This window comes from Caballeronia sp. PC1 (assembly GCF_021353155.1).
In the GTDB taxonomy this organism is placed as follows: Bacteria; Pseudomonadota; Gammaproteobacteria; order Burkholderiales; family Burkholderiaceae; genus Caballeronia; species Caballeronia cordobensis.
Window position 1 is genome coordinate 1 of sequence record NZ_JAJUBH010000003.1, and the last position, 15,977, is coordinate 15,977.

Consider the following 15,977-nt stretch of genomic DNA (forward strand, 5'->3'; position numbering starts at 1 on the left):
ATGAGCAACGACGGCGTGGCCGCCGTGGAGAAGGCGCTTTCGCTTCTGGACTGTTTCAAACCCGGTGCGGAGTCACAGTCCCTCGCGGCCTTGTCTCATGCATCCGGCATGCACAAAACGACGGTGTACCGGCTCATGAATTCGCTTGAGCGCATGGGCTACGTCGTGCGTTCCCAGGCCGGCAACTACTCGCTCGGGCATCGTGTGCTTTACCTCGGGAAGCTCTTCGAGCAGTCCTTCCAGCTATCCGCCGTGGTCGAGCCGGTACTGTACGAGCTTGCCGCCGCCACGCGGGAAAGCGCGTCCTACTACGTCCTCGACAACGGACAGCGCCTGTGCCTCTTCCGGGCGGAACCGTCCGAAGGCTTGCGGGAGACGCGGCTTGCTGGCACCACGCTTCCGCTCGACGATACCGCGGTCAGCCATGTCATTCGCGTGTGGGGTCTCGGCGAGCAACTCTACGACAAGCCGCCCAAATTGCCGCTCTTCACCGCGGGCATGCGCGACGTCCACATTGCAGCGTTCGCGACGCCGATCTTCGGCGCCGGGGACAAGTTCATGGCCGCGCTCGTGCTCTCGGGGCCCGCGTCGCGTCTGAGCGCGGCTCACGCGTCTGGCGAACTGGACGCCCCGCAGCTTCGCGCGGCCGCCGACCTGTCGCGCAGGCTCGGCGCGAGTGTCCGCTTTTGCGAAAGTTTCTACGCCCAGTAAACATGCAGCCGACCGATACCGACTTCTTCGCGCTTCTCAGCGAAAGCTATGCACGCCTGCTGAAAGCGCCGCTCACGCCCGACGCCATGACGCCCGCCGAAGCCGCCCGCTGGCTTTACGAAGACGCGCCTTTCGGCGTTCTCGCGCACGACACGCAGCCCGATCCCGTGTTCGTCTACGGCAATCTGCGTGTGCAACGGCTCTTCGGTTATACGTGGAACGAACTGACCGCATTGCCTTCGCGCCTTTCCGCCGAAGCGCCCGAACGCAGCGAGCGTCAGGCCTTCCTCGAACAGGTCACGCGCGAAGGCTACGTGACCGGCTATCGCGGCCTACGCGTGAAAAAGACGGGCGAGCGCTTCTGGATCGAGCGCGCGACCGTCTGGCAATTGTTCGACCGCGACGGCGTGTATCGCGGACAGGCGGCGATGATTCCGCACGTCAGCGATATCGCCGGCGGCTAGCGCGCGACCAGCCTGCGGATCACATCGACGAGCGGCGTCGCGCCCTTGACGATCGTTTCCCGGCTGCCTTCGAAATCGATCCAGCCTTCGTTGAAGCCGTCGAGCATGCGGATGCGCGGCATCGGATGCCGCATGCCCTGGCTCACGAACAACGCCTCCCACGATTCGCGCGGCACGGCCTGCGCGCGCACCGGCCGGCCGAGCACTTGCGAGAATGCGGCGGCGATATCGTCGGGGCTCGTGCGCCGCGGCCCTTCCAGTTCGACGACGCGCGCGCCCGTCCATTCTTCCTGCAAGAGCTTGGCCGCGAGCCTGCCGATATCGTCGGTGGCGATCATCGGAATCGCGCGATCGAGCGGCTGCAAAAACGACCGGACGATGCCTTCGTTGCGCGCGGATTCGACGTCCCATGCGCAGTTCTCCATGAACCAGCCAGGCCGAAGAAACGTGACGGGAATCGACTGCTCGCGCAGCGCGTCTTCCAGCAGCATGCGCTGCGTCAGAAGATTGCTGTGCGCAGCCTGCGCGCCGATGGTCGAGAGGCACACGATCTTGCGCGGCTTTGCGCGCTTCACGGCCGCGACGATCGCATCGATCACGGCGCGCGCTTCGGGAAAACCGGGCGCCGGATCGAATTCCGGCGGCGGCAAAATGAACACGCCCTGTGCGCCTTCGAACGCGCTCGCGAGCGCATCGGCATCGGTCATGTCGGCGAGCGCCATGTCGCATCCGCGCGCCGCCCACGCCGCGCCTTTCTTCTCGTCGCGCACGACCGCGCGCACGGGCCTGCCTTGCTGCAAGAGCGCGTCTGCGAGCGCGCCGCCGACCTGTCCGGTGATTCCAGTGATGACGTACATGTCCGACTCCTTGTGCAATTCGTTTGACTTCGACGGATTGCATGGTAGAGCGCGAACCGACGCGTAAAAATGGCTTCCCGGTTATGTGATTGATGACGCGATGTCATCGATGGCGTCGCGATGGTGCCAAGACGGCTCAATGCCCCGGCCCGTTCTGTTCGATGCAGCTCAGCACCAGCGTGCTGTTCGCGCCGGCTTCGGGGCTGAGCATCGCGGTGTGGAATTCGCTGTCGGTGCAGCGCCAGTCGGCCTGCAGGTCTTTCCTGCAAACGCGCGCGGTGTCGCCGATGCGCGCCCGGTCCGGCCTGTACTCGCATGTGTCGAGGCCGTTGCATTGGTGCATCAGATCGCGCGCCGCGTTGCCGCCGGGCGCGCCGCAATTCCCGCCATACGTGCCGGATACGACCGTGATCGTCCTTGCGCCAACAGCCGACACGCTCGCCAGCACGACCACGCCCGTCATCGCGCAAACTTGCCTTAAGCCATTCATGGCGTCCTCGCGGCGTCGCCGGATAGTTTCGACATTACGCCCGCGACGATACGGTCACACCGCGCGCCGCCGAATTCGAATACATCGCGCTCGGCGAGATCGAATGCCTGCGCAAGCGATTCGCGCAACAGGCTGCGCGCGCGAAAGTGGCGGCTGCGCACCGTGGCCTCGGGAATGCGCAAACACTGCGCGGTCTCCTCCACGCTCATCTCTTCGATCGAGCGCAACACGAACACCATGCGAAAGAGTTCGGGCAGTTCATCGAGCTTGCGTTCGAGCAGCGCGCGAACCTGAGCGCGCGCGAGCGCTTCATCGGGTGCATCGGCGTGCGCGGTCATTGCATCGGCATGTTCGGCATAGTCGGGCGCGTCCACGATCGGAATCACGTTCTGACGCCGCGCGCTGCGCCGCAGGCGCGCGAAGCATTCGTTGAGCACGAGCCGCGACAGCCACGTGGACAGCCGCGCATCGCCGCGAAACTGGCTCATCGATCTGTACGCGTGCAGATAGGCGTCCTGCAACGCGTCTTCGGCTTCGGCGTGGTTGCGCAAGGTCGCGCGCGCGAGGCGATAAAGACGCCGGTTGTGCCGCCGCATCATGAGTTCGAACGCACTGCGATCGCCCTCAGCGATGCGGCGTGCGAGGCTCATGTCGTCATCGGTCAGGTCGGTTGCGAGTTCGCTCATCGCCGGCTCATCGAACGTTCAGGACCGCGTGCATCGTCGGATGCAGCGTGCACGAATACGCATAACGTCCCGCGTCATGCGCGACATAGCTCCATGAGGCATCCGGCGCGATGCCGCGCGAATCGAACGCCTTCTTGTCGGCGGTCGCGGTATGGGGAAACAGATCCTTGTTCACCCAGACGACGCGATCGCCGCGCGCAATCGTCAAAGCCGGCGGCTCGAAGCGCATCTGCTCGATCACCACGACGAAGGTCGCGCCCGCCGCTTCGGACGACAACGCGAGCATGGCCGCGAAGGCAAGGAGCCAGCGCGCGTTACGCACCGCTCTTTCCCAGTTCCGCCTGCACATGCCGCGCATGTTCGAGATGCGCAACGAACGCGGGCCGCACCTTCACCAATAGCGCTTTCAGTTCTTCGTTTTTCGCGCTCGGAATCAGCGTCTTGTCGAGCGCATCGAGCACACTTTCATGATAGGCGACCTCGTGATCGATATACGACTTGTCGAAGCTACTGCCCGACAGCGTCTTCAGCTTCGAGAGATTCGCGTCGCCGCCTTGCTTGAGGCTCTGGCTCGTCGGGTTGTCTTCCGGCGTCACGGCGAGCTTCTTCACGAGATCGGTCGCGGCCTTGTTGACGCCGCTATGATCGGCGACCATTTGCTGGGCGAATGCCTTGACGTCCTTCGATTTCGTTTTCGATTCGGCGAGCTTGCCCGCGTCGATATCGACCTGATTTGCCGTGACGACGATGGCCGCGATCTGCGGATCGGTAGGCCCCGCGCTCTGAGCGTGAGACGCGAGGCTCGCGAGCGCGAGCGCCGCCGCGCATGCGATATGAACAGGTTTCATCGTGATGTCTCCCGGCACGCCGTTGTGGATACCGGCTTGGATGTCACGACGAAAATCCGCGTTCCCGAATCGGTGCAATGGCGCTTATCATCGGGAATTCGCGCATCGAACGTATTGGATGGTCATCCCGGACCGGAGGTCGCATGCCACCGCTACGCGCAATCCATCTGCTGCAAACGAAAGAAGGCGCCCGCCTGCACGGCGCCGATCTCGACCGCTGGCGCCGCTGGGGGCCGTATCTGAGCGAACGGCAATGGGGCACCGTGCGCGAGGATTACAGCGAATACGGCACCGCCTGGGATTACTTTCCGCACGACCATGCGCGCAGCCGCATGTACCGCTGGGGCGAGGACGGCATCGCGGGCTACGGCAACGATCCGCTCGACTGGTGCGTCTCTCTCGCGCTCTGGAACGGGCGCGATCCGATCATCAAGGAACGGCTTTTCGGGCTGACGAACGAGCAAGGCAATCACGGCGAGGACGTGAAGGAACTGTACTTCTACCTCGACGGCACGCCCACGCATTCGTACATGAAGATGCTGTACAAGTACCCGCACGATGCGTATCCGTACCAGCAACTCATCGACGAAAACCGGCGGCGCGGCCCCGCCTTGCCCGAGTACGAAATTCTCGACACGGGCGTGTTCGATGCGGATCGCTACTTCGATGTCTGCGTAGAATACGCGAAGCACACGCCCGACGATATCGTGATGCGCGTCACCGTCGAGAATCGCGCGAACGAAAGCGCGACGCTCGATCTGCTGCCGCAGTTCTGGGCCCGCAACCGGTGGTCGTGGTCGAGCAAATGGGGCAAGCCTTCGTTGACGCTCGAACACGATGCGCAGGAAGGCGCGCGCGTGGTCGCGCACAATCCGTCTTCGGGCACGATGTTCGTCACGGCCACGGCGCAAGCGCCGATCGAATGGCTCTTCTGCGAGAACGAAACGAACGTTCGTCGCATCTTCGGCATGGAAGGCGCGGGGCCGTTCAAGGACGGTTTCAACGACTTTCTCGTGGAAGGCGACGAGCAGGCTATTCGCCGCGATCGCGGCACGCGCAGCGCGGCGCGCGTGCATCTGCAACTCGCGCCGCATGAACGCGCGGCCGTCTATTTGCGCTGGCGTCCCGCGTCCGTTTCGAACGATCCGCCGCTCGACCTCGAACAGCTTTTCGCGCGCCGCGAGGCGGAAGCCGACGAGTTCTATTCGACACTGCAACACGATATCGTCGATGACGATGCGCGCCTCGTGCAGCGTCAGGCGCTCGCCGGCATGTTATGGACCAAGCAGTATTACCAGTTCGACGTCACGCGCTGGCACGACGGCGATCCGGGCCAGCCCAAGCCGCCGAAGGGCCGCCGCCACGGGCGCAACGCGGACTGGCGGCACATGTGCAACGGCGACATCGTCTCGATGCCGGACAAGTGGGAATACCCGTGGTACGCCTCGTGGGATCTCGCGTTTCATGCGGTGGCCTTCGCGACCATCGATCCCGACTTCGCGAAGAAGCAGTTGATGCTGCTCGTCAAAGAGCGCTACATGCATCCGAACGGGCAGTTGCCGGCCTACGAATGGGCGTTCGGCGACGCCAATCCGCCGGTGCATGCGTGGGCGACATGGCGCGTGTACGAGCTCGATCGCGAGATGACGGGCATCGGCGATCACGCGTTTCTCGAAGTAATGTTCCACAAGCTGCTGCTCAACTTCGCGTGGTGGGTCAACCGCAAGGACGCCGACGACCGCAACATCTTTCAGGGCGGCTTTCTCGGGCTCGACAACATCGGCATCTTCGACCGCTCGCAGCCGCTGCCCACCGGCGGCCGCATCGATCAGGCCGACGGCACCGCGTGGATGGCGTCGTATGCGCTCGACCTCATGCAGATCGGCCTCGAACTGGCGATGACGAACGAATCGTATGTCGAGATCGCGGTGAAGTTCTTCGAGCACTTTCTGTATATCGCCGAAGCGGTGAGTTGCGGCGAAGGCTGCAACACGGGTCTATGGGACGGCCGCGACGAGTTCTTTTACGACTCGCTGCATCTGCCGAACGGCTCGCGCGTGCCCCTGCGCATTCGCTCCATCGTCGGGCTGATTCCGCTTTTCGCCGTGCATGTGCTGGAAGAGCGCGTCTATGGCGATCTGCCTGGACTGCGCGAACGGCTCGCGTGGTTTCTGGATCACCGGCCGAATCTCGCGAAGCTGGTGTCGCGCTGGACCGAGCCCGGCAAGGGCAATACCACGCTGCTGTCGCTGCTGCGCGGGCATCGCATGAAGGCGCTCTTGCGCCGCACGCTCGATCAGTGCGAATTCCTCTCCGACTACGGCGTGCGCGCGCTGTCCCGCGTGCATTGCGGCACGCCCTATGTCTTCGATCACGATGGTCTGAACGTCTGCATCCGCTATCTGCCGGCGGAATCCGATTCGCGCGTGTTCGGCGGCAATTCGAACTGGCGCGGGCCGATATGGATGCCCGTGAATTACTTGCTGATCGAATCGCTGTACGAGTTTCATCGCTATTACGGCGACGATTTCCGCGTCGAGTATCCGACGGGTTCAGGCAAGACGCTTTCGCTGAGCGAGATCGCCGATGACCTGTCCAGACGCATCAGCATGCTCTTCATGAAAGACGCCGAGGGCAAGCGCCCCGTGATGGCGGCGTATCCGCAATTGCAGGCCGATCCGCGCTCGCGGGATCTGATTCTCTTTCACGAGTACTTTCATGGCGACAACGGACGCGGCGTCGGCGCCTCGCATCAGACGGGCTGGAGCGGGCTTGTTGCGCTGCTGTTGCAGCCGAGATTGATGAAGCTGTCGCACGTCGGACCGGAAGCGCCCGTGATGGCCGTGCGCCTGCATGAAGACGCCGTCGCGGCGATGGGGCGCTGAAGCTTTCGATTCCGTTTCGGTCGCTCGACGCCTCGCCTATACTGAACCATGAACGCCCCAGAGAACCGGAGGACGTCATCATGTTCAGGCATCTGCTCGTTCCGACGGATGGCTCCGCGCTATCCGAAGCGGCCGCGCGCATGGCGGTTGCGCTGGCGAAGGAAAACGGCGCGCGCATCACCGCGCTTTATATGGTGCGGCCGTTTCATATGACCGTTTATAGCGCCGAGATGGTGGGCGCGCCGCAGGATGACTTCGAGTCGGTCGACCGGGAGCGCGCCGGGCAATATCTGGAGAGCGTGCGTGCGATCGCCACCGAGGCCGGCGTGGATTGCGATACCGAAGCGCCCACCGGCGCGCATCCTTACGAAGCGATTCTCAAGGCCGCGAAAGCGCGGCACTGCGATCTCATCGTGATGGCGTCACACGGGCATGGCGGGATTCGCGGGCTCTTGCTCGGCAGCGAGACGCAAAAGGTGCTGACGCATAGTCATTTGCCGATTCTGGTGGTGCGGCCGCCGGAGTGAAGCGACACGCCGAAATCAGCATGCGCCTTGTGTGTTCACTCAGTTGATGCCTTTTCATCGGCAACCGCCGATCGCACGCGCGGACGCAATACATTCACGAAAGTATTCGTCCGTTCCGCGAGCCAGGCGAAGGCTTTCTCGCGTACTTCAGGCTGCTTCAACGATCCAAAGACACGTCGGTCCCTGATGCTTTGCTGATTGTCGCGGTCGATCAATTCCGCCGTTCCGCCCAATTCGCCCTTCACGATCTCCCAGTCATCCGCGATCGTTTGCACCGCACGCTCTCCGACCGTGCCTTGACGAGATGAAAGAAACACGCCGACCATCTGACGATGTATGTCGCGATAGGCCGTGATCCACGCACTTCCGCCGGGCGCGGGCAGCGTGAAGCCGATATGCCCTTGCCGGGCCGGTTTCGGTATCTGCTGCTCGGGATCGTCGAGTTCGAGGATGTCGAGAAACGCTTTCCAGAAGCTTTGCTGTTCGTCCGATAACCCCATCCGATCGCGGTCGGCTTCTTCCCCGCCTTCGGCGTCGTGGCCTTCATCCAGCGCATGGCCTTCGGGTAACGTCACCACGGTCCGGGTAATCAGCGTGGTGCGCGCCAGCACACGCGGCACGATCAGGCGTCCGCCATCGGGCATGCGATACACGGGCATCTCCACGAGGCCCAGCGAGAAATGCAGTCCGGCGTGCGCCTGCAGATATTCGGCAAGCGCCTCGACGCCCTCGCGAATGCCATCCCCGACGATGAGCAGAAGAAAGCGCCCGCGGCGAAGATTTTTCGTCAGTGCGTCGTTGAATTCGATCTCGTCGATATTCGGATCGGCGGCATGCACGATGTCGAGCAGTGGATTTCCGTCACGCTTCAGATTTTGTTTGACCGCTCGCTGCAAATCGGACGACGACCAGCGGCTGAGTTCCTTCGCATAGTCGAGAATCTGGCCGACGACTTCGCGCCGGGCTTCAGGATTGCGCCATAGTTTGCATTCGACCAGCACGGGCAAACCCGAAGGCGTAACCATGAAGACGTCGATCGGCCCCGCGGACGTGTACAACTCGCGGCAAACTGCCACCGGTCCGCTGAAAATCGCGTCGATCTCCGCGATCGGAAGGCAGGCGGGGTGTGCATGAACGTAAGCCTGAATATCGGCTTCACTGAATTCCGTCGCGCCTCGGCGACCCTCGGGTTCCAGGCGTACTGCAGTATTGAAGTCGGGCGAAATCAGAAGCGGAGTTGTGGCCTGTCTTGACATTCTTTTGGGTTTCTCGAGCGCGCGATTGCTGGGTCCAGCCGTTTGAGGCGCGGCGCGAGGATTATAGAGCGCTCGCCGGTCATCGCGTTGCCGCGAACAGACCGGGTAACGCTACCCCTCCAGATTCCCAAAACAAACATACTTCGCCTCCAGATACTCCTCGACGCCGGACGACGCGCCTTCCCTGCCCATCCCCGATTCCTTGATCCCGCCGAACGGCGCGACCTCGTTGAACACGAGGCTGTCGTTCACGCCGACGACGCCGCATTCCAGCGCCTCCATCACCCGGAACGCGCGGCTGATATCTGCCGTATAGAAGTAAGCCGCAAGCCCCGTGCGCGTGTCGTTCGCGAGCGTGATGACGTCGTCCTCGTCCCGGAACCGGAGCACGCTCGCGATCGGGCCGAGCACTTCGTCGCCGCACACGCTCATCGACGGATCGACGTCCGTCAGCACCGTCGGTCTGAAAAAATGCGAGCCGGGCGCGACGCGCGCGCCGCCCGCCGCGACCGTCGCGCCGAGTTTCACCGCTTCATCGACGAGGTTTTCCATGTTCGTCACCGCCGCCTCGCTGATGAGCGGCCCGATCTGCGCGCCCTCGTCCAGTCCGTCGCTCACCTTGAGCAACGCGACGCGCGAGACCAGTTTCGCGACGAAATTTTCATAGACGTCCTCATGCACGAAGAAGCGGTTCGCACACATCGCGGCCTGGCCGGAGTGACGAAAACGCGCATCGAGCGCGCCTTTGACGGCGAGATCGATATCCGCGTCGCCGAACACGATGAAAGGACAGTTCGCGCCCAGTTCGAGCGACATCTTCTTGACCGTGGGCGCGCACAAGGTCATGAGCCGCTTGCCTTCGTCGATGGAGCCGGTGAACGACACCTTCCGCACGTCGGGACTCGCGAGCAGCGTGCTTCTGACCGGCTCGCCCGCGCCCGTCAGCACGGAGAGCACGCCGCGCGGCAAACCGGCGTTTTCGCCGAGCACACACAGCGCGAGCGCCGAAAAAGGCGTCTGCGGATCGGGATGATGAATGACCGTGCAACCCGCCGCGAGCGCCGCGCCGACGCGCCGCGCGACCATCGACGAAGGAAAGGTCCATGACGTGATCGCGCCGCACACGCCGATGGGCTGATGCAGCACGCGAATACGCTGATTGCGCCGCGGCGCGGGAATGTTGTCGCCATAGATGCGCCGCGCTTCTTCGGCGAACCAGTCGAGATAATTCGCGGCCTGCGTGATTTCGGAGCGCGCTTCGTGAAGCGGCTTGCCTTGTTCGCAGCAAAGAATGATGGCGAGATCATCGCGATGAAGTTCGACGAGCCGCCCCCACTCCCGCAGGACGGATGCGCGCTCGCGGCTGCTCCAGCTTCGCCAGTCCTGCAAGGCCGCGTTTGCGCATTCGATCGCTTCGCTCACCTGCTCCGGCGTCACTTGCGGCACGGTGCCGAGCGTCTCGCCCGTCGAAGGATTCGTGACGGGCACGCGCGGCAGCGACGTGTTATCCACCCACGCGCCGCCGATATACGCCGATTGCTCGAAAAGACTCGGGCACTGCAGTTTCATGGCTCGCTCCGTGCGTTTGATGCTCCGTGCATTCCGTTTGCATCGAGCTTAACGCATTTTCCGGGCCATTCGATAACGCAGGGCTGCGCTGTCGTATCAGTGCTGCGGCATGTCGTATCGGCGATGATTCCGGCGGCGCATGGGGCGCGCCGCCGCCGTCACATCAATGGCTCGCGCCCTCCACCGCGCCGATGCCCGTTTCGGAGCGCACCGTCTGCGCCTCGAAGCCGGCCTGATCGATACGCGCGCGCGCCGATCGGTCCGTCACCGAGAAGAGCCAGATGCCGATGAAGCCGATCGCCATCGAGAAGAGCGCGGGCGAGGCATACGGGAACGGCGCACTCGCGTAGTGGAACACGTCCACCCACACGGCCTTCGACAGCACCGTCATCACGACTGCGGAAAGCAGGCCGAGGAAACCGCCGACCGCCGCGCCGCGCGTCGTACAGCCGCGCCACAACACGGACATGAAGAGCACCGGGAAGTTGGCCGACGCCGCCACCGCGAACGCGAGCGACACCATGAACGCGATGTTCTGCTTCTCGAACACGATGCCGAGCACGACCGCGACGATGCCGAGCACGATCGTCGTCACGCGCGAGACTTTCAGTTCGCTCTTGCTCGATGCCTTGCCCTTCTTGAACACGGTGGCATACAGATCGTGCGACACCGCCGACGCACCCGCGAGCGTCAGACCCGCGACGACCGCGAGAATCGTGGCGAACGCGACCGCCGAGATGAAGCCGAGGAACACGTTGCCGCCGACCGCGCTCGCAAGATGCACCGCCGCCATGTTGGTGCCGCCGAGCAGCTTGCCGCCCGCATCCTTGAAGACCGGGTTCGTGCTCACCAGCACGATCGCGCCGAAGCCGATGATGAACGTGAGGATGTAGAAGTAGCCGATCCACGTCGTCGCCCAGAACACCGACTTGCGCGCTTCCTTCGCGTTGGGCACGGTGAAAAAGCGCATGAGGATGTGCGGCAGGCCCGCCGTGCCGAACATCAGCGCGATGCCGAAGGAGATCGCCGAGATCGGGTCCTTGATGAAGTTGCCCGGACCCATGATCGATTCTTTCTTCTCGTGCACGTCCACGGCCTTCGCGAACAGCGCCTCGGGGCTGAAGTTGAACTGCCACATCACCATGAAGGCCATGAACGACGCGCCGGCGAGCAACAGGCACGCCTTGATGATCTGCACCCACGTCGTCGCCGTCATGCCGCCGAAGAGCACGTACACCATCATCAGCGCGCCGACGATCACCACCGCGATCCAGTATTCGAGGCCGAACAGCAGCTTGATGAGCTGCCCCGCGCCGACCATCTGCGCGATCAGATAGAACGCCACCACGACGAGCGTGCCCGAGGCCGCGAAGGCGCGGATCGGCGTCTGCTTGAAGCGGTACGCGGCGACATCGGCGAAGGTGAAGCGGCCGAGATTGCGCAGGCGCTCCGCCATCAGGAACGTGATGATCGGCCAGCCGACGAGAAAGCCGATCGAATAGATCAGGCCGTCATAGCCATTGCTGTAGACCGCCGCCGAGATGCCGAGAAACGACGCCGCCGACATGAAATCGCCCGCAATCGCGAGCCCGTTCTGAAAGCCGGTGATGCCGCCGCCCGCCGTGTAGAAGTCCGCCGCCGAGCGCGTTTTCTTCGCCGCCCATTTGGTGATGAACAACGTGGCGATGACGAATGCGATGAACATGCAGATCGCCGTCCAGTTGGTCGCCTGTTTGACGGCCTGACCGAGATCGCCGCCCGCTGCAAAAGCACTGGCGGACGTCGCGAAAAGCGCGCCCGCCGCGAGATGACGTTGCGCCTTCATGCGGCCTCCCGCTTGATCTTGTCGGTGAGTTCGTCGTACGTGCTGTTGGCATGCCGCACGTAAAGCCCGGTGATGACGACCGTGAAGACGATCACGAACAGGCCGATCGGCATGCCCCAGGTCATCACGCCCGAACCGATTTTCGAGGCGAGCAGATCCTTGTCGAACGCGATCAGCAGCACGTAGCCGTAGTACACGATCAATACGAGCGCCGTCAGCGTCCAGCCGAGCTTCGAGCGTTTTCGCACCAGTTCGCCATACGTGGCGCTCGACTTGATTTTTTCCACGATCCTGAGATCCATTTCCGTCTCCTGCATGAAGGTCTTTTCTCTGCGTGCGAAGGCGCGCGTTCCCGCCCGATGCGCGAACGTTCGGCGAACCATAAGAAGTAAGGAATCCCCCAAGCGGGGAGATCACGCGATGCTCTCGCGCATGCGTTTCGAGGCGAGTTTTGCTTTCGATGCGCTGGAGACTAAGGTAAAAGCGTCCGCTTACCCTTTTCTTACGTGCGCCAGTTTATTGGGGCGGGGTTTACGCCAAGCATCGAGGCAGACTATTCACCCGATAGACGATCGACCGTTCGCTGCGACAGCGCAACCGTGCTGTCGTCCTTGAGGCTGACGCCCGTCAGCTTTCGCGTGCGCGCTTCGTTCAGCAGCCAGGCGAGCTTGAACGCCGCGGCATCGTAAGCCAGTCCTTCAGGCCGCACGTTCGATATGCAGTTGCGCTCGGCGTCGCTGCGGCCTGGCACGGGATCGTACGTGACATAGACGCCGAGACTCGCGGGCGAGCTCAGTCCCGGTCTTTCGCCGATCAGCATCGCGACGATACGCGCCTTCAATATCGCGCCGATGCCATCGCCGAGCGCGACGCGCGCCTGCGTCGCCACGACGACGGGACCGATGCGCCATCCGTCGAGCCGCGCGATCGTCCTTTCGATGAGCGGTATCGCATGCGTTGCCGCCGCACTGGACGACAGCCCGTCGGCGATGACGAACACGAGGTCCGCGTTCTTCGCATGCGCTTCGAGGCGCGTCACGCTGTCCTCGCTCAACCTGCGCCCGAGATCGGGACGTCGCAGATATGCATCGCGCGCGGGCGCGGCGCTATGCACCGCGACGCTTGCATATCCCTTCGATCGCAGTGCGCCCTGCAACGCATCGGCATCGAGCGGACGATGCACCGCGTCGCGCGCCTGCGCATGCGCGAGCGTGAACGCGAGCAACGGTCCGGTCGGCACGCTGCTGCCCGCGCGCCCCAGTGCGATACGCGCATCCGTGAAGCGGCGCAGCGCTTCCCATCGATTCGGATTCACGCTCATCACGCCCTCATCCAGTCGGTGAGCGCGGGCCATTGCGTCTGTTCACGAAGCATGCCTTGCTCATTCGTGATCTGAATCGCGCGCAACCATGCTTCGAACTCCGGTGCGCGCTTGAGCCCCAGCACGTCGCGCACATACAGCGCGTCATGAAACGACGTGCTCTGATAGTTCAGCATCACATCGTCGGCGCCGGGCACGCCCATGATGAAGTTCACGTTCGCCGCGCCGAGCAGGGTCAGCAGGTTGTCCATGTCGTCCTGATCCGCTTCGGCGTGATTCGTATAGCAGACGTCGCAACCCATCGGCACGCCAAGCAGCTTCGCGCAGAAATGATCTTCGAGCCCGGCGCGAATGATCTGCTTGCCATCGTAGAGATATTCCGGGCCGATGAAACCCACCACCGTGTTCACGAGAAACGGATCGAACTTGCGCGCCACCGCATACGCGCGCGCCTCGCAAGTCTGCTGATCGACGCCATGATGCGCATTCGCCGACAACGCGCTGCCCTGCCCCGTTTCGAAGTACATCAGGTTATGGCCGATGGTCCCGCGCCCGAGCGACAAGCCCGCGTCATACGCTTCCTGCAGCAGCGCGAGCGATATGCCGAACGACGCATTCGCGCGCTCCGTGCCCGCGATCGACTGAAACACGAGATCGACGGGCGCGCCCTGCTCGATCGCCGCGAGCGTGTTCGTCACGTGCGTGAGCACGCAGGTTTGCGTCGGCACGTCGTAGCGTTCGCGGAATGCGTCCATCATCGCGAGCAGCTTGCCGATGGCCTGCGGCGAGTCCGATGCGGGATTGATGCCGATCATCGCGTCGCCGCAACCGTACATGAGGCCGTCGATCATCGATGCGGCAATGCCCTGCACATCGTCCGTGGGATGGTTCGGTTGCAGGCGCACCGACAGATGTCCCGGCAAGCCGACTGTGTTCCGAAAGCGCGTGACCACCGGCCGCTTCTTCGCGGCGAGGATGAGATCCTGATTGCGCATCAGCTTGGACACGGCCGCGGCCATCTCAGGCGTCAATCCTTCCGATACCGCGACGAGCGCGGCGGTATCGGTCGAATCCGCGAGCAGCCATTCGCGGAACTCGCCGACCGTGAGATGCGACACGGCGGCGAATGCGTCCCGCGAATGTTCGTCGATGATAAGGCGCGTGACTTCATCGTCTTCATACGGAATCAACGCTTCATCGAGAAACGCGCGCAGCGGCACGGCGGCCAGCGCCCTCTTCGCCACCGCGCGCTCTTCCTCCGTTGCGGCGGCGACGCCCGCGAGTTCGTCGCCCGAACGCTTCGGACTGGCTTTCGCCAGCAGCGTCTTCAGAGTGTCGAAGCGGTACGTGCGAACGCCGGCGCTTTCCCTGTAACTCATACGCCGCTTCCGCCCACCGTTTTCAGGCTCTTCCATTGTCCCTGCTCGACCTGAAAGAGCGTATAAGGCGGCTTGATCAGATCGCCGTACGGATCGAAGGATATCCTGCCCGTCACGCCCGTCACGTCCACCTTCGCGAGCGCCTCCACGATCTTGCCGCGATCGAGCGAGTTCGCGTCGTGGATCGCCTTGATCATCGCGAGCGTGGCATCGTAGGCGAACGGCGCATACAGTTCGACATCCTGATTGAATCGCGCCTTGTAGCGCTTGCCGAAGGCTTGCGCGGAAGGCAACTTGTCGAGCGCGGGGCCAGGTTCGAGATCCTGCGTGCCATTGCCCGAGGTGCCCGCGATTGTCAGGAACGCATTGCTCTTCAACGCGCCCGCGCCGAAAAGCTGCGTCGTCATGCCGAGCGAACGCATCTGCTTGACGAGCATGGCGCCCTGTTCATCGAGCCCGCCGAAGAAGAGCAGATCGACGTTCTGGCTCTTCATCGTCGTGAGGATCGCGCGGAAATCGACCGCCTTGTCGTTCGTGTATTCGCGCGCGACGACCTTGCCGTTCGCTTCCTTCACGCCCTTTTCGAACGCATCGGCAAGGCCTTGCCCGAAGGCCGTGCGATCGTCGATGATGCCGATGCGCTTGGGCTTCATCTGCTCGACCACGAAGCGCCCCGCGACCACGCCGCCCACACCGTCGTGGCCCATCGTGCGGAACACGTTCTTGAAGCCCTGCTTCGTGAGTTGCGGATTGGTCGAGCCGGGCGTGATCATCGCGACATTCGCCTGGTGATACACGGCGGACGCCGGAATGCTGCATCCCGAGTTGTAATGCCCGATCACGCCGACGACGCCGCTGTCCACGGCCTTTTGCGCGACCTGGATCGCCGTGCGCGGATCGGCCTGATCGTCGTAGACCTCCAGCTCGAACTTGACGGGCTTGCCGCCGACGGTCGGATGCTTCGCGTTCTCTTCATCGATCGCGAGTTGCGCGCCGTACTGCAAGTCCTTGCCGACGCGCGCGACCGGTCCCGTCAGGGGTCCGACGAACGCGATCTTGACGGTTTCGGGTTCCGCGGCCCACGACATCGGCACGTACGCGGCAAGCATGCTCGCGGCGATGCCTGAAAGAAAGATGCGACGGTTCATGTTCATGCTCC

16 protein-coding genes are annotated in these 15,977 nt (G+C 63.3%); 4 read left to right on the top strand and 12 right to left on the bottom strand.

What is annotated here, in order from left to right; genetic code table 11:
* Both LY284_RS24725 and LY284_RS24730 read left to right on the top strand, forming a co-directional pair.
* Nucleotides 1–711, top strand: a 711-nt coding sequence (locus LY284_RS24725) for an IclR family transcriptional regulator (RefSeq protein WP_233388467.1), incomplete at its 5' end; no start/stop codon positions are given.
* Nucleotides 712–713: 2 nt separating this feature from the next.
* The gene (locus tag LY284_RS24730; RefSeq protein ID WP_233388469.1) at nucleotides 714–1,175 is read left to right on the top strand and encodes an MEKHLA domain-containing protein; all 462 of its coding nucleotides are present in this window, start codon (nucleotides 714–716) and stop codon (nucleotides 1,173–1,175) included.
* Here the strand turns inward: LY284_RS24730 and LY284_RS24735 are convergent.
* From LY284_RS24735 to LY284_RS24755, 5 genes are all read right to left on the bottom strand, one after another.
* A complete protein-coding gene (locus LY284_RS24735; protein WP_233388471.1) occupies nucleotides 1,172–2,032 on the bottom strand; it encodes an NmrA family NAD(P)-binding protein in 861 nt (286 codons plus the stop codon). The genes LY284_RS24730 and LY284_RS24735 overlap by 4 nt on opposite strands.
* Nucleotides 2,033–2,168: 136 nt before the next feature.
* Nucleotides 2,169–2,522 carry a hypothetical protein gene (locus tag LY284_RS24740; protein ID WP_233388473.1) on the bottom strand — a complete coding sequence of 118 codons (354 nt, stop codon included), beginning with the start codon at nucleotides 2,520–2,522 and terminating at the stop codon, nucleotides 2,169–2,171.
* Nucleotides 2,519–3,208, bottom strand: a complete 690-nt coding sequence (locus LY284_RS24745) for an RNA polymerase sigma factor (RefSeq protein ID WP_233388474.1) — start codon at nucleotides 3,206–3,208, stop codon at nucleotides 2,519–2,521. The genes LY284_RS24740 and LY284_RS24745 overlap by 4 nt, the downstream gene beginning before the upstream one ends.
* 7 nt (nucleotides 3,209–3,215) lie before the next feature.
* Nucleotides 3,216–3,530, bottom strand: a complete 315-nt coding sequence (locus LY284_RS24750) for a cupredoxin family copper-binding protein (protein ID WP_309243213.1) — start codon at nucleotides 3,528–3,530, stop codon at nucleotides 3,216–3,218.
* Nucleotides 3,523–4,056, bottom strand: a complete 534-nt coding sequence (locus tag LY284_RS24755) for a DUF4142 domain-containing protein (protein WP_233388476.1) — start codon at nucleotides 4,054–4,056, stop codon at nucleotides 3,523–3,525. The genes LY284_RS24750 and LY284_RS24755 overlap by 8 nt, the downstream gene beginning before the upstream one ends.
* Before the next feature lie 143 nt (nucleotides 4,057–4,199).
* Here LY284_RS24755 and LY284_RS24760 point away from each other — a divergent pair, with 143 nt between their 5' ends.
* Both LY284_RS24760 and LY284_RS24765 read left to right on the top strand, forming a co-directional pair.
* A complete protein-coding gene (locus tag LY284_RS24760) occupies nucleotides 4,200–6,941 on the top strand; it encodes a glucosidase (RefSeq protein WP_233388478.1) in 2,742 nt (913 codons plus the stop codon).
* Nucleotides 6,942–7,021: 80 nt separating this feature from the next.
* Nucleotides 7,022–7,468, top strand: a complete 447-nt coding sequence (locus LY284_RS24765) for a universal stress protein (RefSeq protein WP_014252071.1) — start codon at nucleotides 7,022–7,024, stop codon at nucleotides 7,466–7,468.
* Between the two features lie 35 nt (nucleotides 7,469–7,503).
* On the opposite strand, the gene LY284_RS24770 is transcribed toward LY284_RS24765, so the two are convergent.
* The 7 genes from LY284_RS24770 to LY284_RS24800 form a co-directional block, all read right to left on the bottom strand.
* The gene (locus LY284_RS24770) at nucleotides 7,504–8,493 is read right to left on the bottom strand and encodes a hypothetical protein (RefSeq protein ID WP_233388480.1); all 990 of its coding nucleotides are present in this window, start codon (nucleotides 8,491–8,493) and stop codon (nucleotides 7,504–7,506) included.
* 342 nt (nucleotides 8,494–8,835) lie between these two features.
* Nucleotides 8,836–10,293, bottom strand: a complete 1,458-nt coding sequence (locus LY284_RS24775; protein ID WP_233388481.1) for an NAD-dependent succinate-semialdehyde dehydrogenase — start codon at nucleotides 10,291–10,293, stop codon at nucleotides 8,836–8,838.
* 163 nt (nucleotides 10,294–10,456) lie between these two features.
* Nucleotides 10,457–12,118 carry a cation acetate symporter gene (locus tag LY284_RS24780; RefSeq protein WP_233388483.1) on the bottom strand — a complete coding sequence of 554 codons (1,662 nt, stop codon included), beginning with the start codon at nucleotides 12,116–12,118 and terminating at the stop codon, nucleotides 10,457–10,459.
* Nucleotides 12,115–12,420: a DUF485 domain-containing protein gene (locus LY284_RS24785; protein ID WP_014252068.1), complete on the bottom strand. Its 306-nt coding sequence runs from the start codon at nucleotides 12,418–12,420 to the stop codon at nucleotides 12,115–12,117. The genes LY284_RS24780 and LY284_RS24785 overlap by 4 nt, the downstream gene beginning before the upstream one ends.
* Before the next feature lie 251 nt (nucleotides 12,421–12,671).
* The gene (eutC, locus tag LY284_RS24790; RefSeq protein WP_233388484.1) at nucleotides 12,672–13,439 is read right to left on the bottom strand and encodes an ethanolamine ammonia-lyase subunit EutC; all 768 of its coding nucleotides are present in this window, start codon (nucleotides 13,437–13,439) and stop codon (nucleotides 12,672–12,674) included.
* Nucleotides 13,439–14,818: an ethanolamine ammonia-lyase subunit EutB gene (locus LY284_RS24795; protein ID WP_233388486.1), complete on the bottom strand. Its 1,380-nt coding sequence runs from the start codon at nucleotides 14,816–14,818 to the stop codon at nucleotides 13,439–13,441. Before LY284_RS24795 ends, eutC begins: the two co-directional genes overlap by 1 nt.
* The gene (locus tag LY284_RS24800) at nucleotides 14,815–15,966 is read right to left on the bottom strand and encodes a branched-chain amino acid ABC transporter substrate-binding protein (protein WP_045462136.1); all 1,152 of its coding nucleotides are present in this window, start codon (nucleotides 15,964–15,966) and stop codon (nucleotides 14,815–14,817) included. Before LY284_RS24800 ends, LY284_RS24795 begins: the two co-directional genes overlap by 4 nt.
* Nucleotides 15,967–15,977 lie beyond the last annotated feature (11 nt).

What these genes read in the sequence shown, in the direction of transcription:
- LY284_RS24740 (WP_233388473.1), bottom strand. Translation starts at nt 2,522, where the DNA reads ATGAATGGCTTAAGGCAAGTTTGCGCGATGACGGGCGTGGTCGTGCTG.
- eutC (WP_233388484.1), bottom strand. Translation starts at nt 13,439, where the DNA reads ATGAGCGTGAATCCGAATCGATGGGAAGCGCTGCGCCGCTTCACGGAT.
- LY284_RS24765 (WP_014252071.1), top strand. Translation starts at nt 7,022, where the DNA reads ATGTTCAGGCATCTGCTCGTTCCGACGGATGGCTCCGCGCTATCCGAA.
- LY284_RS24800 (WP_045462136.1), bottom strand. Translation starts at nt 15,966, where the DNA reads ATGAACCGTCGCATCTTTCTTTCAGGCATCGCCGCGAGCATGCTTGCC.
- LY284_RS24760 (WP_233388478.1), top strand. Translation starts at nt 4,200, where the DNA reads ATGCCACCGCTACGCGCAATCCATCTGCTGCAAACGAAAGAAGGCGCC.
- LY284_RS24770 (WP_233388480.1), bottom strand. Translation starts at nt 8,493, where the DNA reads ATGGTTACGCCTTCGGGTTTGCCCGTGCTGGTCGAATGCAAACTATGG.
- LY284_RS24785 (WP_014252068.1), bottom strand. Translation starts at nt 12,420, where the DNA reads ATGGATCTCAGGATCGTGGAAAAAATCAAGTCGAGCGCCACGTATGGC.
- LY284_RS24730 (WP_233388469.1), top strand. Translation starts at nt 714, where the DNA reads ATGCAGCCGACCGATACCGACTTCTTCGCGCTTCTCAGCGAAAGCTAT.
- LY284_RS24745 (WP_233388474.1), bottom strand. Translation starts at nt 3,208, where the DNA reads ATGAGCGAACTCGCAACCGACCTGACCGATGACGACATGAGCCTCGCA.
- LY284_RS24755 (WP_233388476.1), bottom strand. Translation starts at nt 4,056, where the DNA reads ATGAAACCTGTTCATATCGCATGCGCGGCGGCGCTCGCGCTCGCGAGC.
- LY284_RS24775 (WP_233388481.1), bottom strand. Translation starts at nt 10,293, where the DNA reads ATGAAACTGCAGTGCCCGAGTCTTTTCGAGCAATCGGCGTATATCGGC.
- LY284_RS24780 (WP_233388483.1), bottom strand. Translation starts at nt 12,118, where the DNA reads ATGAAGGCGCAACGTCATCTCGCGGCGGGCGCGCTTTTCGCGACGTCC.
- LY284_RS24735 (WP_233388471.1), bottom strand. Translation starts at nt 2,032, where the DNA reads ATGTACGTCATCACTGGAATCACCGGACAGGTCGGCGGCGCGCTCGCA.
- LY284_RS24795 (WP_233388486.1), bottom strand. Translation starts at nt 14,818, where the DNA reads ATGAGTTACAGGGAAAGCGCCGGCGTTCGCACGTACCGCTTCGACACT.